Source organism: Bacteroides sp. BFG-637 (genome assembly GCF_024793605.1).
In the GTDB taxonomy this organism is placed as follows: Bacteria; Bacteroidota; Bacteroidia; order Bacteroidales; family Bacteroidaceae; genus Bacteroides; species Bacteroides vicugnae.
The window spans coordinates 1,582,666-1,606,876 of the sequence record NZ_JANUPD010000002.1 but is presented as its reverse complement, the minus strand read 5'-3'; the positions used below and the strand labels follow the sequence as shown (position 1 = coordinate 1,606,876).

General features: G+C 42.1%; 9 protein-coding genes and 4 pseudogenes. 6 read left to right on the top strand and 7 right to left on the bottom strand.

The window, feature by feature from the left end; translation table 11 throughout:
- The first annotated feature begins 41 nt into the window (after positions 1-41).
- The 4 genes and pseudogenes from NXX38_RS06655 (at position 42) to NXX38_RS06640 (ending at position 10,412) form a co-directional block, all read left to right on the top strand.
- Positions 42-4,100, top strand: a pseudogene (locus NXX38_RS06655) (two-component regulator propeller domain-containing protein).
- 144 nt (positions 4,101-4,244) lie between these two features.
- Positions 4,245-6,257 carry an alpha-galactosidase gene (locus NXX38_RS06650; protein ID WP_258978875.1) on the top strand — a complete coding sequence of 671 codons (2,013 nt, stop codon included), beginning with the start codon at positions 4,245-4,247 and terminating at the stop codon, positions 6,255-6,257.
- 30 nt (positions 6,258-6,287) lie between these two features.
- Entirely contained in the window at positions 6,288-8,222 is a 1,935-nt protein-coding gene (locus NXX38_RS06645) for a sialate O-acetylesterase (protein ID WP_258978874.1), read from the top strand.
- Between the two features lie 3 nt (positions 8,223-8,225).
- Positions 8,226-10,412 (top strand): alpha-galactosidase, encoded by a 2,187-nt coding sequence (locus NXX38_RS06640; RefSeq protein WP_371826250.1) that lies wholly within the window; start codon positions 8,226-8,228, stop codon positions 10,410-10,412.
- A gap of 97 nt (positions 10,413-10,509) precedes the next feature.
- Here NXX38_RS06640 and NXX38_RS06635 read toward each other — a convergent pair whose 3' ends face one another.
- The 4 genes and pseudogenes from NXX38_RS06635 to leuS all read right to left on the bottom strand — a co-directional run bounded on the left by NXX38_RS06635 (position 10,510) and on the right by leuS (position 15,885).
- Positions 10,510-11,352 (bottom strand): OmpA family protein, encoded by an 843-nt coding sequence (locus NXX38_RS06635; RefSeq protein ID WP_004302804.1) that lies wholly within the window; start codon positions 11,350-11,352, stop codon positions 10,510-10,512.
- 31 nt (positions 11,353-11,383) lie between these two features.
- The gene (locus NXX38_RS06630) at positions 11,384-11,965 is read right to left on the bottom strand and encodes a non-canonical purine NTP diphosphatase (protein WP_258981879.1); all 582 of its coding nucleotides are present in this window, start codon (positions 11,963-11,965) and stop codon (positions 11,384-11,386) included.
- Between the two features lie 51 nt (positions 11,966-12,016).
- The gene (locus NXX38_RS06625; protein ID WP_004302802.1) at positions 12,017-12,934 is read right to left on the bottom strand and encodes a YitT family protein; all 918 of its coding nucleotides are present in this window, start codon (positions 12,932-12,934) and stop codon (positions 12,017-12,019) included.
- A 115-nt stretch (positions 12,935-13,049) separates the two neighbouring features.
- Positions 13,050-15,885: pseudogene (leuS, locus tag NXX38_RS06620) on the bottom strand (leucine--tRNA ligase).
- A gap of 733 nt (positions 15,886-16,618) precedes the next feature.
- On the opposite strand from leuS, the pseudogene NXX38_RS06615 reads away from it, so the two are divergent.
- A pseudogene (locus tag NXX38_RS06615) lies at positions 16,619-19,190 on the top strand (glycoside hydrolase family 78 protein).
- Positions 19,191-19,304: 114 nt separating this feature from the next.
- Here the strand turns inward: NXX38_RS06615 and NXX38_RS06610 are convergent.
- Together NXX38_RS06610 and NXX38_RS06605 are read right to left on the bottom strand one after the other, a co-directional pair.
- Positions 19,305-20,222 (bottom strand): HEPN domain-containing protein, encoded by a 918-nt coding sequence (locus tag NXX38_RS06610; protein WP_217724037.1) that lies wholly within the window; start codon positions 20,220-20,222, stop codon positions 19,305-19,307.
- Positions 20,223-20,238: 16 nt separating this feature from the next.
- Positions 20,239-21,990, bottom strand: coding sequence for an ATP-binding protein (locus NXX38_RS06605; RefSeq protein ID WP_258978872.1), 1,752 nt, complete (start codon positions 21,988-21,990; stop codon positions 20,239-20,241).
- A 130-nt stretch (positions 21,991-22,120) separates the two neighbouring features.
- Between NXX38_RS06605 and NXX38_RS06600 the strand changes: the two are divergent.
- A pseudogene (locus tag NXX38_RS06600) lies at positions 22,121-22,997 on the top strand (DMT family transporter).
- Positions 22,998-23,070: 73 nt separating this feature from the next.
- Here NXX38_RS06600 and NXX38_RS06595 read toward each other — a convergent pair.
- Entirely contained in the window at positions 23,071-24,207 is a 1,137-nt protein-coding gene (locus NXX38_RS06595; RefSeq protein WP_250701382.1) for an alkaline phosphatase, read from the bottom strand.
- Positions 24,208-24,211: the final 4 nt, after the last annotated feature.

Below are 24,211 nucleotides of genomic sequence, written 5' to 3'. Positions count from 1 at the left end.
CGTGTATCTTTGCGTATGTAACGAATAATATTATCCATACTATGAAAAGATCTATACTCATATTGTCGGTAGTGTGTAGTTTGATACTTTCCGCAACATTTGTCAGAGCACAGGCATATTCTCAATTTTACTTTACTCATATTAATGGTGAAAATGGCTTGTCGGCAAGTAATGTCAAGGCAATCTTGCAGGATAGCTATGGATTCATGTGGTTTGGCACTAAGAACGGATTAAATCGTTATGATGGTACGTCTATTCTTCAACTTAACTGTGACGACCTGAAAGCAGGAATCGGAAATCATAATATCAGTGCTCTTTACGAAGACAAGGAACGTAAACTTTGGGTGGGAACCGACCGGGGAATTTATGTGTATGATCCCACAATGGATATTTTTACCCGCCTGAATCCAGAGTCACCGGATAAAATCACACCTGATAATTGGGTGGCGGAAATACTTGCTGATTCTGTCGGTAATGTATGGGTGCTTATTCCTGACCAGGGACTATTTCGTTTTGAAGGAACGAAGAAAGTCAGCCATTATCCTATCACGGGAAAAAGTAATTTTAAAAATGAAAGTCCCGAATGTATTGCCATTGACAAAAAAGGTGGAGTATGGGTAGGAACTTCCGGAGTAGGATTATTTAAATATAATCCGCAGAAAGATGCGTTTGAACAGTATCTGGAAGACCGTAACGGACATTCATTGGCTAATAAGAACATAATGAGTATGTGTTTTCGGGACGATGATACCGCTATTCTTGCTATTCATGAAGGAGAATTATTAAAATATAATACACAGTCTCGTGAACTGGCTACTATTCCTTTTCCGGGAGAACGGAAAACTTTTTTACGTGATGTGGTCTGTTTCGGAGATGAACTTTGGGTAGGTTCTCATCATGGGCTTTTCATTATTAACGAAAAGAAAAACAGTACATTGCATCTTAAAGAAGATTTGATGCGTTCGTTCAGTTTGTCGGATAACATTGTCTATTCAATTTATAAAGATACCAAAGGAGGTATCTGGATTGGGACAATGTTTGGAGGTGTTAATTATCTGCCTAAACATCGTCTTGTATTTGATAAATATGTTCCCGGAAGCGACGGACATTCTTTGAATACCAAACGCATCCGTGGATTAGCGGAAGATGATAACGGATGTATTTGGATTGGAACTGAAGATAACGGAATTAATGTGTTGAATCCTCAGACCGGAGAAGTACATCAAGTGTATGATAATGTACCGGGGCATCTTATCACTTTATGTGTAAGACATTATAATAATCATATTTATTGTGGATTATTCAAGCAGGGGATGAATGAAATCCGTCTGCCTGATGAACGGATCCGGTGTTTGTCAGAAGGGGAGTTAGGCATTGATGAAGGCAGTGTGTACGACTTTATGATAGATAGTAAAGGGCGTAAATGGATAGGAACCGGATGGGGACTTTATATGTCCGGACCGAATGAAAAGGAGTATCACAGGGTAGATGCTATCGGTTACAACTGGGCCTTTAATATCATGGAGGCGAAAGATGGTACAATTTGGGTGGCATCTATGGGAAACGGAGTCTGGAAATGCAGACCCGAATCAGGGATCTATCAGAACTACGCCTACGAGGCAGGTAAGAAAAATACGCTTAGTTCCAATTCCGTCAGTTTCATTATGCAGGACAGTAAGGGCAATATATGGTTCTCTACTGATCGCGGCGGAATCTGTCGCTATAATGAAGTACAGGATAACTTTACCTCTTTTGGAATTAATGAAGGATTGCCGGACGATGTCTGCTATGATATTCTGGAGGATGAACATTCTAATTTATGGTTTGGGACTAATAAAGGACTGGTACGTTTTAATCCGGAAAGTGGAGATGTAAGCGTATTCACCAATAAAGACGGATTATTAGGGAACCAGTTCAATTATAATTCGGCGCTTAAAGCACGCGATGGTAAGTTTTATTTCGGAGGGGTGGACGGACTGATTGCTTTTGATCCCAATACTCAGGATGAAAGCGGATCGCTGCCTCCGGTTTATATTTCCAAATTTAGTATTTATAATAAGGAAATCACTGTGCATACTCCGAATTCGCCTTTGAAACAGTGCATTGTACATACCAATGAAATAGAACTTCCTTATAATCAGTCAAATATCAGTTTTGATATAGCTATGCTTAGTTATTCTACTGCGGAGACCAATCAATATTATTATCGTATGGTACCGCTTGATAAAGAGTGGATACGTGCTGCCAGCAACAAGAATATATCGTATGCTAAATTGCCTCCGGGTAAATATACTTTTCAAATAAAGGCAACTCATCATGCGAGCAAATCCGATCCTTCAACCCGTTCGTTGACGATTGTTATTTTGCCGCCTTGGTGGCAGTCCGTATGGGCTTATATTGTTTATGCACTGGCTATTATCTTGTTTGTATTCTGTTGGTTTTTATGGTACAAGCATCGTAAGGAGCGGCAGATGGAAGAACGTCAGAAACTTTTTGAAATAGAGAAAGAAAAGGAATTGTATGAATCGAAGGTTGATTTCTTTACGGAGATAGCTCATGAAGTACGTACTCCGCTGACGTTGATTAATGGTCCGCTTGAGGCTATTCAGGAGGAGAATCTTCCGGAATCTAAAAAGAAGAAGTATATTAATGTAATAGTACAGAATACGAAGCGGCTGTTGGAACTGACAGGACAACTTCTCGATTTCCAGAAGATTGGTGCCAACAAGCTTTCCATGAAATTTGAAAGTGTTGACATTACGGCACTTCTGAAAGGAATCGTAGCTCGTTTTGAAGTAACTTTCAATTTGAATAACAAAGAACTGGTTCTGAAATTGACTGAAGAGGAAATATGGGCGGCAGTAGATAAAGAAGCAATAACTAAGATTGTGAGCAATTTGCTTAATAATGCATTGAAGTATGCCTGGCAGCATATACAAGTGGAACTGGAGAAAGACGATCTTTATTTCACGATTCGGGTTATTAGTGACGGAAATAAGATTCCGGAAGAAGCGAGCCAATATATCTTTGAACCTTTTTATCAAATGGAAAAGAAAGAAGCACCTAAGAACGGGTAGGGTATCGGACTTTCATTAGCACGTTCGCTGGCATCTCTTCACAAAGGGACACTTACCTTGGATACTACAAGAGAAAAGGATAATGTCTTTATTCTGACCATTCCTTTAAATAAGGAAGGTATCAGTCTGGAGAATAGCAAAGCGGTACAAAAAGATATAGTTGAGTTGGATGAGGAAACTTCTGTTGAAACAGATATGCACGGATACACTCTGTTGTTGGTAGAAGATAATGAAAGTATGCTGGCCTTTATCTCTGAAAGGTTATGTGAGTGTTTCACTGTGGAGACGGCGAAGAATGGTGCGGAAGCAATCGAAATATTGAGAAGCAGTCATGTCGATTTGATCATTAGTGATATTATGATGCCGGTGATGAATGGCTATCAGTTGTGTAAGGAAATCAAATCAGATCTTGAGCTTTCTCATATCCCTGTTATCTTCCTGACTGCCAAGAATGATATTGACAGTAAAATCAATGGCTTGAAGTATGGGGCGGAAGCCTATGTGGAGAAGCCTTTCTCGTTCGGTTATCTCAAAGAACAGATATTATCATTACTCAATAACCGTCGACGGGAGAGAGAGGCATTCTCGAAACGTCCGTTCTTCTCGGTAGATAATATGCAGATGAACAAAGCGGATGAGGAATTTATGAATAAGGTGATCCGGATTATTGAAGACAATATAACCGATGATAATTTCGGAGTAGAGAAAATGGCGGATATTCTCTGTATGAGCCGCTCTAGTTTGTTGAGAAAAATCAAAACGATATTTAATCTCTCCCCACTCGACTTCATTCGCCTGATTCGCCTGAAGAAAGCGGCGGAATATATTCAGGAAGGCAAATACCGGATTGGAGATATCTGCTATATGGTGGGCATTAATTCTCCGTCTTATTTCAGCAAGTTATTCTTGAAACAGTTTGGTATGACTCCGAAAGATTTCGAGAAACAGTATCAAAGTGGAAAACAAACAATCATTCCACAGGATATAAGGAATACGGATACTATAAATGATGCGGATAAATAGAAAATTTGCGGATTCAGAGAGATTGTGAAGCATATTGCCGTAAATCTTTCATTTTTTGACTTGTTTACGCCAAGCCATACTTCCGGCAATGCCTATCTTTGGGGAACACTTTTATTCTATTTAAAACCATATTCATTGTGCCATATGAAAAACAGACTTCGACAGTTTAAAATCATTTTCGGAACTATGTTCCTGTTATTCACTTTATCCGGATATGCTGCCGGATATAAAGGTCTGACGACGGGCGGCTGGCAAATCCGCTTCGATGATCAGAAAGGGGGAGTTTCACTTTATAAAAAGTCAAAAAATATTTGTGAAGGACTATATGCTTCTTACCTATGGGGAGAGCAGACGGTTACTACGCGTGACTATGCACGCCATAAGGTTAGTATTCGAAAAATATCAGATGCTTTCGGTAAAGGAACTCTTTATAAGATTGAACATACAGATAAATCTTTGCCTAAGTTGACACAGTACTTTTATCTTTATCCGGATAAAGAGTATATATTGACGGAGTTTAGTATAGAAGGAAAGAATAATGTCGCTTCCAATCGGATGGCACCTGTGAATGTAGACCGCATGGCTGAATTACTTCCGGCAGGTGACAATCGTGCTTTATTTATGCCTTTTGATAATGATAAATGGATCAGATACCAGTCTCATGCACTTAATTTCGACACATTGACCAGTTATGAGGTAACGGCTGTTTTTAATAATGAAGGGCGTAGCGGACTTGTTGTAGGTTCTGTGGAGCATGACAATTGGAAAACGGCTGTAATGTTAGGTAAAGGAGACCATAGAAACATCGGCTCTTTGACTTGTTACGGTGGAGTAGCTGATGAATTGACGCGGGATGTGAAACCTCACGGAGCATTGAAAGGCAAGAAGATCAAGTCGCCCAAAATATTACTGGGATTCTTTGAAAACTGGTGCGACGGATTGGAAACTTATGCAAAAGTTAATGCAATCATATCACCTCCGAAAGAGTGGGGAAAAGCGGTTCCATTCGGTTGGAACAGTTGGGGAGCTTTGCAATTCAACCTGACTTATGAAAAAGCGATGGAGGTTTCGGACTTTATCAAACAAAATCTTCAAAATAATCATTTTGTCAATCCGGATCACACGGTTTATGTCGGATTGGATTCCGGTTGGGACTGTATGAATGAAGAACAATTGAAGTCATTCATTGCAAAATGTAAATCGAACGGCCAGATTGGAGGGATTTACTGGACTCCGTTTACCGACTGGGCGCGTGACCCCGAAAGAACGGTGGATGCTGCTCCTGAATATAAATACAAGGATATCTACCTTTATGCTAACGGAAAACCACAGGAACTGGACGGTGCTTATGCCATTGACCCTACTCATCCTGCTGTAGAGGCAATGATGAAAAAGACGTCTAGCTTGTTTCACCGAACAGGATTCGAGTATGTGAAAATGGATTTTATGACCCATGGAGCGATGGAGGCTGATAAATGGTATCTTCCTGAAGTGACAACGGGTATCCAGGGATATAATTATGGGATGCAGTTGCTGGATAAATATTTTGGGGATATGTATATCAATCTTTCTATTTCTCCGGTATTTCCGGCACAATATGCACAGTCGCGTAGAATTGCCTGCGATGCATGGAACAAAATCAAGGATACCGAATACACACTGAATGCATTGTCTTATGGATGGTGGCAGAAGTATATCTATCAATTCAATGATGCAGACCATATTGTGTTGAGAGATGCTACAGATGGTGAAAATCGGGCGCGTATCACTTCCGGAGTTATTACAGGTATCTATATTGGTGGAGATGATTTCAGTGCTGCCGGAGGAAAAGATGGAAAAGAAAAAGCGTTGAAATATCTGACGAATCCTGACATCAATGCTCTTGCTACAGGTGAAGTATTTCGTCCGGTAGAGGGGAATGGAACTCAATCGGAACAGATCTTTGTAAGAAAGGAGAAAGATGGAACTTTTCATTGCGCACTTTTCAATTATTCGGAACAGGAACAGACAGTGACACTTTCGTTGGATAGAATAGGGCTGGAGCAAACACACAGTTATCAGGTGAAAGAATTATGGAGTGGCAGCCGGACTACTGCCAAAAATAAGATAGAGGTTACTATACCTGCCAAGGATGTGAAAGTGCTGGAATTCAACTAATAGCCGATAATCAATAAACTAACCGAAAAAATGAATAAATATAGAATTACTCTTATGGCCCTGTGCATGGCTATTTGTACACAGGCTAAGGTAACTTTACCATCGTTTTTCACCGATAATATGGTGATACAACAAAAGAGTACGTTGATATTGCCCGGAAAAGCAAAAGCCGGCAAGCAAGTCACAGTAAAAACGAGTTGGGATAACCGAAAATATACAGTTAAAGCGGGAGTGGATGGAAGTTTTACTTTGCAGTTACCTACTCCTGCTGCCGGAGGTCCTTACCAGATTGAGCTTTCAGACGGCGAAATGCTGACTTTGCGGAATATAATGGTGGGAGAAGTCTGGTTTTGTTCCGGACAATCCAATATGGAAATGCCAGTTGCCGGATGGGGCAAGGTTATGAATTATGAGCGGGAGGTGGCAGAAGCCAATTATCCGTTTATTCGTCTATTACAGGTAAAAAAGACTGTATCTTTAACTCCGCAGGATAACGTAGAAATGAACGGAGGGGGTTGGCAGGAATGTAGCCCTTCCTCTGTTCCGGAGTTTTCATCTGTCGCTTATTTCTATGCCCGCCAATTGTGGAAAGAATTAAATGTACCTGTTGGTGTGATAGATTGTACCTGGGGTGGCACTCCGGCCGAAGCGTGGACAAGCTTCGGTACCTTGCAACAGGTGATGGGTTTCCAGGAAGAAACAGCTAAAATGAAGAGACTGGATTTTAATAAAGAAGCTCTTTCTGCTGTTTATCAACAGGAGATGAAGGACTGGCGTGAACAATTTATTATCCGGGATGCTGGTTTTACTCAAGGGACTCCGCAATGGATTTCGGCTTTACAGACTGGGAAAGAGTGGAAGCCTATGGAGTTACCCGGTTATTGGGAAGAAAAAGGACTGGATGGGCTTGACGGTATTGTCTGGTTTCAAAAGGAGATAGATATTCCTGCCGAATGGGCAGGAAAGGAGGTAACTCTTAGTCTGGGAATGATAGATGATGAAGATATTACTTATTATAATGGTAAGGAAATAGCCAGAGGATCGGGGTTTGCCACCCTCCGGAAGTATACGATTCCGGCTGGGGAAGTTAAACCCGGCAAAGGAATTATCACAGTTCGTGTATCTGATTTCGGGGGAGAAGGTGGTATTCATGGAAAACCGGAAACTTTGTATGCGGAAATGGGTGGACAGAAAATATCATTGGCCGGAATCTGGAACCATCACATCGGATTAACTTTGGATGAATTACCATCTGCGCCCATGTCACCGGAGGGTTCCAGTTATCTGTCTGTATTGTATAACGGAATGGTTCATCCTTTTACGATTTTTCCAGTTAAGGGTGTTATATGGTATCAGGGCGAAGCTAATGTAGGCCGTGCCCGTCAGTATTCCCTTCTTTTTCAGTCGCTGATAGCCGACTGGCGGAAACAATGGAAACAGGAGTTACCTTTCTATTTTGTGCAGTTGGCAAATTACTTGCGTAGTCAGGAGATACAACCCGATTCGAAATGGGCTGCATTGCGTGAAGCACAGTCTGATGCACTTTTTATGGAAGGCACGGGTATGGTATCGGCTATTGATCTTGGTGTAGCGCATGATATTCACCCAAAAAACAAACAGGAAGTGGGAAGACGGCTGGCTCTCCTGTCGTTGGCAAATACTTATCAGAGGGGCACGTATGATGTACCGGCTTTTCTGGAATACCGTATTTCGGGAAATAAACTGATACTTAGTTTCGATTGTGAGGTGAAGACTGCGACAGGCGAACCCAAAGGATTCATTATTGCCGGACCAGATCAGGTGTTCTATCAGGCAACTGCTACTATCCAGGGAAAAGAGGTTATCCTTGAATCGCCGGAAGTGGAAATACCTATTGCGGCACGTTACGGATGGGCAGATAATCCGGAGTGTAATCTTTATGGAACTGCCGGACTTCCGGTTGCTCCGTTCCGTACTGATAAATAAGAAATGATTGTAATAACATTAAATAAATATACCGTGAAAGTAAAAGTTATTTTTTTATTCTGTCTTTTGGGCATCTCCTGTATGTTGAAGGCAGCTGACAAACCTATTATTAAGATTGAAACAGATTGCACAAGCCTGATTTTCCAGGTGGGAGACAACGGTCGTCTATACCAGCGTTATCTGGGTAAAAAACTGAATCATGAATCAGACTTTGTCTACTTGCCGCAGGGAACCGAGGTTTATATTACACATGGGGCAGAGGATTATTTCGAGCCGGCTATTCAAGTGCTTCATAATGATGGAAATCCATCTTTATTGTTGAAATACGTAGAACATAGCAGTAGCCGACAAAATGACGGAAGTGTAGAAACAGTGATTACCCTAAAAGATGATAAATATCCTGTGACTGTGAAATTGCACTATATAACGTATGCTGCGGAAAATATCATCAAGACATTCACTGAAATCAATCATCAGGAAAAGAAACCTATTGTATTGAGCAAATATGCTTCTTCTATGCTTCACTTTAACCGTGATAAGTATTTTCTCACGGAGTTTTCCGGTGACTGGGCACATGAGGTCAACATAGCCGAGCGTGAACTGGCATTTGGTAAAAAAACGATTGATACCAAGTTGGGTGCGCGTGCCAATATGTTTGTTTCTCCATTTTTCCAGTTGTCTCTGGGTGCTCCGTCGGAGGAAAATTCAGGAGAGGTATTAGTCGGTACTTTGGGGTGGACAGGTAACTTCCGTTTTACCTTTGAAGTGGATAACAAGAATGAACTTCGTGTCATTTCCGGTATTAATCCGTACGCTTCGGAATATAGCCTTCCTGCTAAAGAAACCTTTCGCACCCCGGACTTTTATTTCACTTATAGCTTGAACGGTAAGGGAGAAGCTAGCCGCAACTTTCATGATTGGGCGCGTAAGTATCAGATTAAGAAGGGTGACCAGACCCGTATGACACTGCTCAATAACTGGGAAGCTACTTATTTTGATTTTGATGAGAATAAGTTGGTTGGATTGATGGATGAGGCTGTCAAACTGGGAGTGGATATGTTTCTACTCGACGATGGATGGTTTGGTAATAAATATCCGCGTAGCGGCGATCATCAAGGGTTGGGTGATTGGAAAGAAACGGCGGATAAACTGCCGAATGGTGTAGGACGTTTGGTAGAGGAGGCGCAAAAGAAAGGTATTAAATTTGGAATATGGATAGAGCCTGAAATGGTGAATCCGAAAAGTGAACTGTATGAAAAGCATAAAGACTGGGTGATTCATCTGCCTAATCGGGATGAATATTATTTCAGAAATCAGTTGGTACTTGATTTGAGTAACCCGGCAGTGCAGGATCATGTATTCGGTGTGGTAGATAAATTGATGACAAACTATCCGGGCATTGCTTTCTTTAAGTGGGATTGTAACAGTCCTATCACCAATATCTATTCTTCTTATCTGAAGGATAAACAGTCGCATCTGTATATCGAATATGTGCGCGGGCTGTATAAAGTGTTGGAGCGTGTGAAAAATAAATATCCGGATTTACCGATGATGCTTTGTGCCGGTGGTGGCGGACGCTCTGACTTTGAAGCATTGAAATATTTTACGGAATTCTGGCCTAGTGACAATACTGACCCTATCGAACGTTTATTTATTCAATGGGGATTCTCACAAATATTTCCTAGTAAGACGATGTGTGCACATGTTACGACTTGGAATCGGGGAACCAGCATTAAGTTCCGTACTGATGTAGCTATGATGTGTAAACTGGGCTTTGACATCAAATTGGATGATATGAACGAGAATGACCATATCTATTGCAATCAGGCGGTAGAAAATTATAATCGTTTGAAACCTGTTATCCTTGATGGCGATCTGTATCGTTTGGTTTCTCCTTATGGCAGTAACCATACCTCTTCTATGTATGTAAATAAAGGTAAGAGTAAAGCTGTATTGTATGCATTTGATATTCATCCGCGTTATGCAGAAAAATTATTACCGGTACGTTTGCAGGGATTGGATGCTGACAGAATGTATCGTGTGAAGGAAATCAATTTGATGCCAGGTAGCAATTCTTCGTTTCAAGGTAATAATCAACTATATTCAGGAGAGTATCTGATGAATGTGGGACTGGAAGTGTTTACAACCCAACAACTGAACAGCCGGATTGTAGAAATCACTGCTGAATAAATTAATATTATGCGTTGATTTATAACAGACTTCCAACATTTGTTTTGTTGCTTTTTACATATATGGGCTGCTTATTAAAGCAGCCCCATATATGTTTTTACTTAGACTCTTCCGAACTTTGAAGCATCTGAAACAACTTATCCAGTTTCGGAGCCATGATAATTTCCGTACGGCGATTCTTACTTCTGCCTTCGGCTGTTTCATTATCATCCACAGGCATATATTCACCGCGACCACTAGGCTGAATCTGCAAAGGATTCACATTGTAATTCTTGATGAGGATACGAACTACGGAAGTGGCACGGATCACACTTAAATCCCAGTTATCTTTGAATTGTACAGTATTGATCGGTTTGTTATCCGTATGACCTTCGATAAATACATCAATGTCCGTCTGCTTGTTTAGTACTTCCGCCAGTTTACCGAGAGCTTCTTCTCCGCGTTTATCCAGGCGGGCACTTCCTGATTGGAATAATAGTTTATCGGACATAGCTACATATACTTTTCCGTCTTTCTCACGAACGGTCAGCTCGTCGGTACTGAAACCAAGTAAGGCATCTTTTACATTGCTCAAAAGATTCTGTACCTTATCGTTCTGCGCTTTAATCATATCCTGCAACTCATTGATGGTACGCTCTCTTTCGTTAAGCTCGTTTTTCTTCTGGCTCAACAGGGCATTCAGCTTTTCCTGTTCGGTCATATTCACGTTCAGCATGCTTTGATACTGACGGATACTGTTTCCCATTTTGGTCGTATCACGCAAAAGGTTCTTGATTTGTGCCGACATTTGCGCGTTTATATTTCGGCAGTCGGTCAATAATCCTTGCAAACTATCTTTGCTTATAGTAGCTGCCATTTCTGCCTGCATGAACTTCTTTTTTGTTACACATGAAGTACATAACAGTAACGTAAGTAAAGTAAATAAAGTAATTTTCTTCATTGTGTTTTATATTTTAAGTGGGTATGTATAATTAGCTTTGCAGAAACTCACAAAGTTTCTGTACAGCCAGTGCACGATGGCTGATTTGGTTTTTTATATCATTTCCCAATTCGGCAAAAGTCCGGTCGTAGCCTTCAGGCTTAAATACAGGATCGTAGCCAAATCCGGAATCACCACGTTTTTCTTTGATTATTTCGCCTTTTATCACTCCTTCAAAGAGATACTCCTTTCCGTCCAATATCAACGAAATAGCGGTGCGGAATTGCGCTTTACGGTTTCCCTTTCCGTCCAGTTCGTGAAGGAGTTTGAGCATATTAGCCTGGGCGTCATGTCCTTCACCTCCTGCATAGCGGGCGGAATAGACTCCGGGAGCTCCGTTCAAGGCTTCCACTTCCAATCCTGTATCATCGGCAAAACAATCCAGATGATAGTTTTTATAGATATAGGAAGATTTTAATAGCGCATTTCCTTCCAGTGTTTCGGCAGTTTCGGGAATATCTGTTTGGCAACCGATATCATTGAGACTTAGTAATTCCACTTGATCTCCTAAGATAGCGGCTACTTCTTCCAGTTTATGAGCGTTATTGGTAGCAAATACAAGTTTGCGTTTCATCATCTTATTTTTTTGTTTTAACAAGGTGGTTCAATACTTATCAACCAGTTATTATTTCACTTTCAGTTTATCGAATCCTTCGCCATACACGCCGATAACAGAACTTTGAGAGATAAAAGCATTTGGATCAATGCGTTTTACCAAACGGAAAATGTCGAGTGACTGACGTTTCTTGGCAAGTACTACCAATACTTTCACATTGTTTTTACTGTACCATCCCGTACCGTCGAGTACTGTTACTCCCCGGTCGGCATCTTTAATAATCCGGTCGGCTATTTCATCATATTTCTTGGAGAAGATGAAGAATTGAACCGATTGACGGGCACTGTTGATAATCCAGTCGAGCACAACGCCGATGATAAACAGAGTGACAAAACCGAAAATAACCCGGCGCCAGTCATGAAATATAAAGTAACAGGAACTGATAATGAATACATCACAAATCATAATCATTCGTCCGAGTGATACATCTTTGTATTTATTGACGATAGCGGCGATAATATCTGTTCCACCCGTACTTCCATTGTAGTTGAAAGTGATACCCAGACCTACACCGCACATGGCTGCACCGATAATGCAGGCCATGAAATCCTGCCCTGTACCGAGTAACAACGGTTTACCGTCCGGCGTCATATCCGGCGCTTCTACATAATTGTTCACCACCAACTGGAATAACCAAAGCAGAAAAGTCAGTGTAAAAATAGCATAAGTGGTTTTTATACTAAATCTTGGACCTAATACCCGGATGGCAAAGGTCATCAGAACTGCATTAATAATGAAGTATGACCATTGGATTGGAAATCCCGTTGCATAATAGATAATAGCTCCGATACCGGTAGTTCCTCCGGTAGTTATCTGATAAGGTAACAGGAATGCAGCCCATCCCAAAGAATAGCTTATCAATCCGAGAGTGATGTAGATATAATCTTTCACTTCTCTCATTACTTCTGCTTTTGATAGTTTATGCATAGGATTTTAAGTAATAGGATTTTTAAAGTATTAGGTATAAAGTATTAAGTATTAACCTGGCGGATATATTGGGATAGCGGCTACGGATAATACTTAATACTTATTACTTAATACTTTAAATTACAACGTTTACAATCTTCTTCGGAACGACAATGATTTTCTTTGGAGTCTTGCCGTCAATCCACTTCTGCGAACGTTCGTCGGCCAATACAGCCGCCTGAATAGCGTCCGAAGCTTCATCTGCTGCAAATTCCATATTGAAACGTGCCTTTCCGTTGAAAGAGATGGTATAGTTGACAGTATCTTCTTTCAGATATTCTTCATTGTATGCAGGCCATTGGGCGTCGCATACGGAAGTCTCGTGTCCCAATACGTCCCACAACTCTTCGCAGACATGCGGAGCGAAAGGAGCGAGCGTGATAACGAGCTGTTCCAGAATCTCTTTCTTGCTGCATTTCAGGTTGAAGAGTTCGTTTACGCAAATCATGAATGCGCTGATAGATGTATTGTAAGAGAACTGTTCAATATCACCTGTCACTTTCTTAATCAATTTATGAAGGCTCTTCAACTCTTCTTTCGTTGCAGGTTCGTCCGTTACCAGATATTCATCCGTACGGCTGTAGAACAGCGACCAGAATTTGCGGATAAAACGGTGTACACCGTCAATTCCGTTTGTATCCCACGGTTTGGATTGTTCTACCGGGCCGAGGAACATTTCGTACATACGAAGCGTATCTGCACCGTATTTCTCAACAATCATATCCGGATTGACTACATTGAACATAGATTTACTCATCTTTTCAACTGCCCATCCGCAAACGTATTTTCCGTCTTCGAGGATAAATTCGGCTGTTTTATATTCAGGACGCCATGCTTTGAATGCTTCCAAATCCAAAATATCATTAGATACGATATTTACGTCTACGTGAATAGGGGTAACTTCGTACTGATCTTTCAGGTTCAGTGAAACGAAAGTATTGGTGTCTTTGATACGATATACAAAGTTACTGCGACCTTGAATCATTCCTTGGTTTACTAACTTTTGGAATGGCTCTTCCATTACAGACACACCCATGTCATACAGGAATTTATTCCAAAAACGAGAATAAATCAAGTGCCCTGTTGCATGTTCGGTACCACCTACATATAGGTCTACATTTTTTCCAGTACTGGTCAATTTTCGGATCAACTAATGCCTTATTATTATGCGGGTCCATGTAGCGGAGATAGTAAGCCGAAGAACCGGCGAATCCCGGCATGGTGTTTAGCTCCAGCGGGAAGACAGTTACATGGTCAATCTTCTCATTTTCTACTACACATTTGTTTATTGTATCCCAAGCCCATTTAGTTGCGTGTCCTAATGGAGGTTCACCTGTTTCGGTAGGCAGGAATTTAGCGACTTCCGGAAGTTCAAGCGGCAGGCTGGCTTCGTCGATCATATAAGGCATTCCGTCTTTGTAGTAAACAGGGAACGGCTCACCCCAGTAACGCTGGCGGGAGAAGATAGCGTCACGCAGACGGTAGTTCACTTTCACACGGCCCAGATTGTGGTCTTTTACATATTTCTTGGTCGTTTCTATCGCTTCTTTGATAGTCAGTCCGTTCAGTGAAAGATCACAGTAAGGAGTGACATCCGGACGCGGAGAGTTACACACGATACCTTCTTTTGCATCGAAACTTTCTTCGCTAACATCACAACCTTCTACCAACGGACGGATTTCTAATCCGAAATGTTTGGCAAATGCATAGTCGCGGCTATCATGAGCAGGTACAGCCATAATAGCTCCTGTTCCGTATCCGGCCAGTACGTAATCGCTGATCCATACGGGTACTGCTTCACCTGTGAACGGATTGATGGCATACGAACCACTGAATACACCGGTAACGCTACGGTCGGCAATGCGTTCACGTTCCGTACGTTTTTTGGTACGGTCGAGGTAAGCGTCTACTTCTGCTTTTTGTTCAGGAGTCGTTAATTGTGCCACCAATTCACTTTCCGGAGCTAATACCATAAAAGTAACACCGAACATGGTATCTGCACGAGTGGTGAAAATTGTGAATTCGAGGTCACTGTCTTTTACTTTGAATTGCACTTCAGCACCTTCCGAACGTCCGATCCAGTTTCTTTGGGTTTCTTTCAGAGAATCTGTCCATTCGATCGTGTCCAATCCATCAAGCAAGCGTTGTGCATACGCAGATACACGCAAACACCATTGGCGCATTTTCTTCTGGATAACAGGAAAACCGCCACGTTCGCTGACTCCGTCTACTACCTCGTCGTTAGCCAGTACAGTTCCTAATTCGGCACACCAGTTTACCATTGTTTCACCCAGATAAGCGATACGATAGTTCATCAGGATTTCCTGCTTTTCTTTTTCGCTTTTGGCGTTCCATTCTTCGGCAGTGAAACTGATTTCTTCGCTGCAAGCGGCGTTCAGTCCTTTGTTTCCGTAGATGGCGAAGGCTTTTTCCAGTTCTTCGATAGGACGGGCTTGCTGTTCATCGTTGCAATAATAGCTGTTGAACATTTTTTGGAAGGCCCATTGCGTCCAGTGATAATATTCCGGGTCGCACGTGCGGATTTCACGGTTCCAATCGAAAGAGAAACCTATTTTGTCCAACTGCTCGCGATAGCGGTCGATATTGTTGACGGTAGTGATTGCAGGATGCTGTCCGGTCTGGATGGCATATTGCTCGGCAGGCAAACCGTAAGCGTCATATCCCATCGGGTTGAGTACATTGAAGCCCTGCAGTCGTTTGTAACGGGCGTAAATATCCGAAGCAATGTATCCCAGCGGATGACCTACGTGTAGGCCGGCTCCTGATGGATAAGGAAACATGTTTAGTACATAAAATTTTTGCTTCGAATCATCTTCCGTAACTTGGTAGGTTTTCTCTTCTACCCACCTTTTCTGCCACTTCTTTTCAATTTCTCTGAAATTGTACTCCATAGTGATAAAGTTTTTATTTATAGTGATTTATACTGTTATTTCTAATTAGAGGCACAAATTTACGTGTTTATTTTCAGATAACCACGCTTTCCCTATTGACTTTCTTCTTTTTATTTTGTATATTTGAGGTCAATAATAATAAAGAAATAACAATGAAATATATAAATTTTATTACATAAAGTTCAATAGGTTAATATGCGAATTGCATAACGAGGATAACGAATGGGCAAGAAACTGTGAAGGTTCTTGCCCATTTTTGTTGCAATAATTCTATTTTAGGTATTGAAAGTGTCAAAAAAGAGTTTATAATAAACTTGATACCGTTTATAATAAACCTCTTCGTTATTTATTAAAAACTTGAATAGAGTTTATTCGATTTCGAGGATTTCGTGTAAAGAAGAAAGAATGATTGCAATGAATAACTGGCATCTTCTTTTCTTATTTGGTAAATAATAGGTACAATAGGCTGAATGATTGTATTGATTATATTATTTTACAATATATCATTGTTTTGCTTGATAATCGATCATTCAATGTACAAAGCTCCTGTCGTCTGTTCAATCAGATCGGACTTATGAGTCAGTTCCGGATTGAATAGAAACCAGCATTGAGTCAAAAAAAATGCAGAAATCGTCTGTCATATCATATAATTCTGTAATTTTGTTGTGCAAGCCCTGTAAAACTAAACAGCATTTCCAAGTTAATCTTTTAATACTAAAAAATACATATAAGTATGAAAATGAATCTTCATTGTTTTGCGAATCTTATCCCGATAATGATTCTCGCGCTTTTCTCGAATAGCGGACTGATAAACGCAACCGAGGTTGGAAAACGTACTGACCCATTGGAAGCGTCAGCCTGGAACGAATCCAAATGGATTTCAGCAGTAGATGCCCCTGTAGTGAAAGGACATAACAACGGTCGTGCGGCCGATGGCGCGAGTTGGTTTGTGTCCACCGTGAAAAACGAACAGAAAATTGTCTCCGCCAAGTGGATGACTGCTGGACTGGGAGTTTACGAGTTGTATGTGAATGGGAAACCTGTAGGGTGGGGAATTCCTGAAACCGGGCTTCACACACTATGCCAAGACCAAACGTTCTTTCACCTATGATATTACAGACGTTATCCATACCAAGCCAAACGCCGAGAACATGCTTTCCGTACAGGTGACGCCGGGATGGTGGGCTGATAAAATCATAACCCCCGGAGGACATGACGGCATGATAGGCAAGAAATGTGCCTTTCGCGGTGTACTGGAACTGACTTTTTCTGACGGAAGCAAGAAGCGCTACGGTACCGATCTCGAAAACTGGAAAGCCGGAATTGCCGGTCCGGTGAAACATGCCGGTATCTTTGACGGAGAAGAGTACGATGCACGCGAACCGATGGGCTTCGAATGTGTGGACAAACTCTCCATACCCGAAGAGAACACCGAATTTTCTGGCGACATTCTGCCTTCGGACGGAGCGGAAGTCTATCTGCGTACAGATCTTGCTCTTGCTCCTATCAGAGCATATATTTGGAAGAATATAGAAGGAGCGAAAGAGAACGAGTTCGGTAAGGTGATTATCGCCCGTGAGTTCGCATCGGGCAAGGAGATGACCGTAAGTCCGGGAGAGACGTTAGTGGTGGACTTCGGGCAAAACTGTGCCGGTGTACCCTCTTTCGTATTCAAAGCTGCCGAGGGAACAGTGTTGATCTGCCTTCCCGCAGAGTTGCTCAATGACGGCAACGGTGCTAAGATTCGTGGCATGGACGGTCCGGAAGGAAGTTGCCATCGCGAAAATCTGCGCATCCCCCACACCGGTATTCGTCTGGATTATACTTTTGCTGCCGGAGATAATTATGTGACCTACTACCCTCATTGCACCTTCTTCGGCTACCGCTACGTCTCCATAACTGCCACCGGAAATGTCTCTATCAAGTCGTTGAAGTCTATCCCCGTTACTTCCATCACAAAGGAACTGGAAACCGGCACTATCACCACAGGTAACGACCTTGTGAATAAGCTCATTTTCAACACCTATTGGGGGCAGCTATCCAACTACCTCTCAATACCTACCGACTGTCCGCAGCGCGACGAGCGCTTGGGCTGGACAGCAGACACACAAGTGTTTGCCGAAACCGGTACGTTCTTTGCTAACACCATGAAGTTCTTCCACAAGTGGATGCGTGATATGCGCGACACCCAAAACAGTTTGGGCGGATTCCCCGGAGTGGCTCCCTTGGCACAATACGGTGATGAGAAAATGCGTTTGGGTTGGGCCGATGCCGGAATCATCGTGCCCTGGACGGTATGGAAGCAATTTGATGACACGCAAATCATCGAGGAGAACTGGAACGCCATGGACCTGTTTATGAACCATATCAACGACACCAAGTATAACCACGAGACCCTCTGCGGCGAGAACGGCAACTACCAATGGGCTGACTGGTTGAGCTACGAACCGCTGGAAAGTTGTAGCGGACTGGCTTTCTCTCCCCAAGGTCCGCTTCCCGATGCTATTAGTTACTGGAACTATTTGAGCGCTTCCTATTGGGTAATAGATGCTTTCATGATGCGAGACATGGCTGCCGCTACTGGCCGCAATGCCTCCAAGTACCAACAAATGGCCGACTTGGCAAAGGTATACATCAAAAAGAACTTCCTCAACGAGGACGGCACCTTCAAAACCGCCATCCTCAACACCATGCAAACTCCTGCCTTGTTTGCCCTAAAGAACCAGCTTTTGGAAGGCGAACCCAAAGCGAAGATGATAGACCGCCTGCGTGAAAACTTCGCACAGCACGATCTTTGCTTGCAGACCGGATTCTTGGGCACATCCATCCTCATGGCCACCCTCACGGAGAATGGCATGGAAGACATTGCCTATGAACTCCTCTTTCAACGTAAGAACCCAAGCTGGCTATACTCTGTGGACAATGGAGCCACCACCATTTGGGAACGGTGGAACAGCTATATGATAGACAAAGGAATGGGACCACGCGGTATGAACAGCTTCAATCATTATGCCTACGGATGCGTATGTGAATGGATTTGGGAAACTGTTGCCGGCATTGCAGCCGATCCTGCTACTCCCGGCTTCAAGCATATCATTATGAAGCCCATTCCAGACAAGCGATTGGGACACGTAACTGCCGAATACCGTTCCGCCGCCGGACTCATCAAGAGCGCTTGGAAATACGAAGGAGATACCTGGATTTGGGAATTCACCATTCCTAAGGGTGTTACCGCTACCGTAACCCTTCCCGGAGAGATGAAGTCAAAGGAGTATGGAAGTGGAACTTACAAGGTGACCAAATAGTTTTTCATGTAAGAATATGATATCAAGGAGATATCTAGAAACTCTCTTTTAACGTGATTACCCTCATTACAGCTATCTGTGATGAGGGTAATTCTTCATTTTTACAATATATGGTTATATCTTGTCTTTCTCTTCTTTTTCTATCATCTCGTCGTAATACGCTATGCGTGCAGCACATTCCCGGATAGTTACTTCGCGCAGCACCTCTGTTCGTGCCAGCATATACTCGTATTCCTCTTTGTTAACGGTGAACAGCCGGTTGTATCGCGCTTCGATATATGCCCTGCATAATTTATCAAACGCTTTATTTTCTTCGGGAGTATTGGTAGGAAACACATTAGCAAATCCTCGTGAACAGCTTCTGACCATCGCTCCTAGTACTTTCAATTCATGAGATTTAGGGCGAATACCGCTATACACAAGAGTAAACGTTTTGTAGTAACGTTCGCAGGCTTGATGTAATAAGAAAGAGCCATATTTAAAATTACCTTTTTCGTAAGCAGTATGCCCCGAATCTAGAAAACATTCTCCCATGTAGAAACATTCTTCATATTCTTCCTCTGCATATTGCTTAATCTCCCGATACGGCAACTTCTCAGGTTTACCAATCTGAAACGTACCATTGTCATACAATAGAATTCCGTCTTTTATAATTTCATAAAAGAAATAATGCTTCCTTCTTATAGCTCTATTAATAGTCACTGGAGTTTCTACAATAATATTAGGCGGTGCCGGATGCCGCTTTCCTTCCATTCTTGTATCATATTTAGGAACGATCACCTCGCGCGCATGCCTCTCTGCTTTATTTGCGTCTCTCGTATCACATATCACCAGAATATCCAAGTCACTTTGGTAGTAAGTAGTTACTCCACGTTCGTCGTATATTTCATCCCAGATGACATATTTTCCCCGCGCATAACTTCCATACAAGATAATCATACGCACATTCGTAAGATTTGACAATATCAGCTCTTGCAACACCGCCAACTCTTCTTGCGTGCGTTTGGGCAAACGTTTTATTGATCTTTTCATATTGTTAGCCTATCTGTTAAACCTCTTCACATACCGGCATATCCATTCCTTTGTACACCACCACAATCTTATGAAGCTGTGTAGTGCCGACTGCTCTCTTTACCGTATCAGTGTCAGCATAACGATTCGCTTGGGCAATAGCTTCCTGTCGCAGTTCTTCCACGCGGTTTTCAGGGTCTTTATACTTGGCATATTTCAGTTCCACAATGTAGCTGTGCTTCATGTCTGAATAGATATCCAGTAGCGGACAGAGGAAAATGTCGACATAGCCTGCCTGTGTGTCCTGTTCGGAAATGGGACGGTAGAAACGGTTTTGTGCCGTCATGGCAAGCGTAAAGCCGTGGACAAAAAATTCACCTTTCTGCTTGTCACGCTGGGAGGTGTAGCGTTTCAGGCAGTCAGCAATATAACCGAAATAGGCTTTCCAGTCGCCTCGGTAGGCAAGGCCGCTGGCAAGTTCATTTTTCTCGTAACTACTGAAATTGAGTTCGGCTTCGTTATAGGTACTTAGCAGATAAGTGTAGATTTGTTCGCGGACTACCTGATTAGGGATGGTGAGTTTGGTCCTTCCTTCATACGTGCCGCTAATGGTGAGCATACCGAAATAGTAGAGTAGGCTCACAAAGTTGTCGGGGTTGGTGATATTGACGGCAGGAAAACCTTTTTTCAGTTCTCCGGTGACGTAGCCTTCGCTCACCAATGTCTGTATGATGGAGGCATCATGGGCAAACTCTTTGTCCTTCCGGATGAGCATACGTAATTTTTCGTAGTCGATACGGATATTGTCTTCTACCATATCCCGGGGGGCTTTGCCTCGTTGGATGTAGTTCTTGACGAAGTAGAGTACCATGTTGGAGTTGTACATAGTGGTTTCACCGTAACATTCTTCTGCAAAGCAGTAGTTGTCATACCAGGGTTTCATTATTTCTATCAATTCGTCCACACTGTGGTTGAATGGACTGGTGGTGGAATAATAAGTGAGCATTTGGCGCACTTCTTCTTCCGTGAAACCTATCATCTCGTTGAATTCCGGTGTGAGCGAGTAGTTGGTTCCGATATTGAAACCGCTTGTGAGGTCGTCCATTGTCACGGGGCTTACGCCGGTAATGAAACAACGCTCGATGCTGGAATAGGTTCCGGCTTTGATTTTATTGAAGAAGGCGCGCAGATAACCTTCGCCATGTGTTTCGTCCGTATAGCGGTGCAGGCTTTCTATATCCGAGAGGATGGCATTGGTGAAATGGTCGTATTCGTCGATAAAGAGGTAAATACGTTGGTTGGTCTTATTACATTCTGTGAACAGATATTCAAATTGTTCGACAGCTCCTTCTTTTTTGTCGAGTTCTTCCTTGATGCCTTTGGGGAGATAGTCGGCGTAAATGTCACAGAAGTAGTCGAACATTGTTTGGCAATGCGCGTCCAGTCCCTTGCGGTAGTTGTGCAGTTCGCCTACTATTCCGGAGAAGTTGAGGTATAGTACCAGATAGCTGTTCCGGTCGCGTGTAGGGTGCTTCCCAATGTAAAGGTCGCCAAACAGCGCTTCGAACTTATCCTTGGCAAGTATATCATAATAGTGCTGCAACATATTTACTGTGAGACTTTTGCCGAAACGGCGCGGGCGAATAAAGAAGAAAAACTTGTCCGCTTCTTCTATCATGGGTATAAACCGGGTTTTGTCCACATAATAACAGTCGTCGCGGCGGATTACTGCAAAGTTCATCATACCATAGGGGATACGTTTCCTGTCCGGAGCTATATATTCTTCCATAACTTATACCTTATTTTAGGAGTTTTCTTTGAACATAAACAAAGGTACGGGCTTTTTGTTACTTCTCCAAACAAACATTCCATAACTTCTCGCTATCTTTGCACTCTATTAAACAAACATCACCACCATTATGGAATTGAAGCATGGATATTACCATCTGATTGCGATACTTGTAGTTGCTATCTGGGGATTGACTTTCATATCAACCAAAGTATTGATTAATCACGGACTGACCCCACAGGAGATATTCTTCCTATCGTTTTCTCATTGCTTATCTGGGTATTTGGGTGATTTCTCCCAAACGTCTGTTTGCGAGTAATTGGAAAGACGAACTTTGGTTGATGGCAGGAGGTTTCTTTGGTGGTTCACTCTATTTTTTTACAGAGAATACAGCTTTGGGAATTACGCAAGCATCCAATGTCGCTTTCATCATTTGCACAGCTCCCTTGCTTACTACCATTCTTTCTCTTCTCTTTTATAAGAGTGAAAAAGCCACCAAAGGTTTGATTTATGGTTCCATATTAGCTTTAATCGGGGTGGGGCTGGTGGTCTTCAACGGTAGTTTTGTACTCAAATTATCTCCGGTAGGGGATTTGCTTACTTTACTTGCTGCCCTGTCGTGGGCATTTTATAGTTTGGTGATAAAGAAAATGACAGGGCGTTACCCCACAGTATTTATCACCCGCAAAATATTCTTTTATGGAGTATTAACCATACTTCCCGCCTTTCTTCTTCATCCACTGCAACCGGATTTCGATGTACTTTTAAAACCGGTTGTATTATCCAATCTCTTATTTTTGGCCGTCCTGGCATCCTTGGTTTGTTATGTCCTCTGGAATGTGGTATTGAAACAGTTGGGAACCGTTAGAGCCTCCAATTATATCTATCTCAATCCGTTGGTAACAATGGTGGCATCCGTAATCATTCTTCACGAACAAATCACATGGATTACATTATTGGGAGCAGGTTGCATTATTTTTGGAGTCTATCAGGCAGAGAAAAAATAAGAAAGAATTTCTTATTTTCATATAGAAGAAATTCTTTCTTATTTCAGTTTGAATGACAGATCTGTTTTATATCTTATTTAGCGAGTAATTGGAGAATTTTATTACTAACATCGCTGTTTTCCTGAACACCACCAAAAAGCTTGGATTGTGGACCGTATGCAAACAGTGGAACCATGATTGGTGTATGTCCTTTAGATACAAACATTGCTTTCATTTTGCCTTCTTTTATGTTTCCGTCACGTAAAGCTAATGCTCCGGTTTCATGATCAGCTGAAATAATCACTAATGTATTTCCATCTTTTTCTGCAAATCTGATAGCAGCTTCTACCGCCTTGTCAAAGTCCAATACTTCACGGACAACTGCCGAATAATCATTACTGTGCGCACTTTTATCTATTCGGGCACCTTCTACCATTAAGAAGAAACCGTTAGTACTCCTGCTCGAAAGATAGTCAATAGCCATTTGGGTGGTAGACGGAAGGAAATCTCCCCGGTTTTCGTTTACAGAAGCTGTTTTGCTTTTTGTGGGTAAGTATCCCAGTTTTTTAGATTTCTTGATAGCTTTGTCATTCGGTTCCTCTATGATGGTAAACTCTTTTTTGATTTCCTTTTGAACGTTTGGTACTTGTTTTTCAAATAGTTCATAACTACCGGCAGAAAAGAATGTCAGCTTACTGTTAGGAAGATCCGCCCAAATTTCTTTAGACATTCCACGCTCCGGTTGGTGAGCAAAAAAAGCAGCAGGAGTAGCTCCGTCGAGATTGTCAGTGGTAACAATTCCTGAAATGTAGCCATAGCCGGATAACTTCTCCGGTAAGTTTGGAATAACTTGGTTATTTTCATCCATTCCGAGCGCTCCGTTTTTAGTTTTTTTTCCGGTTGAGTAAGCAGTTCCGGAAGCAGCTGAATCTGTTGTAAACTTGTTGGCGGATTGCGTTCTGACGAAACCGCATGTTTTTAAATTAGTGATAGTAAGCTGTCCTTGATTGGCATACATTCCTGAACAGATATGTGCCAGTCCCATGCCGTCACCTATCATTAAGATGACATTCTTCACCGGTTTGTCGGTAGCATCCATGTCAAATGAAGGAACATACGAACTTTGTGGATTTTCGTTCTTAAAATCTCCTTTGACGATTTCTTGTGCTGATAGATTATAGCAAAAGAATAAGGAGAGAATAAATAAGTGAGTTTTAAATTTTACATTCATGGCT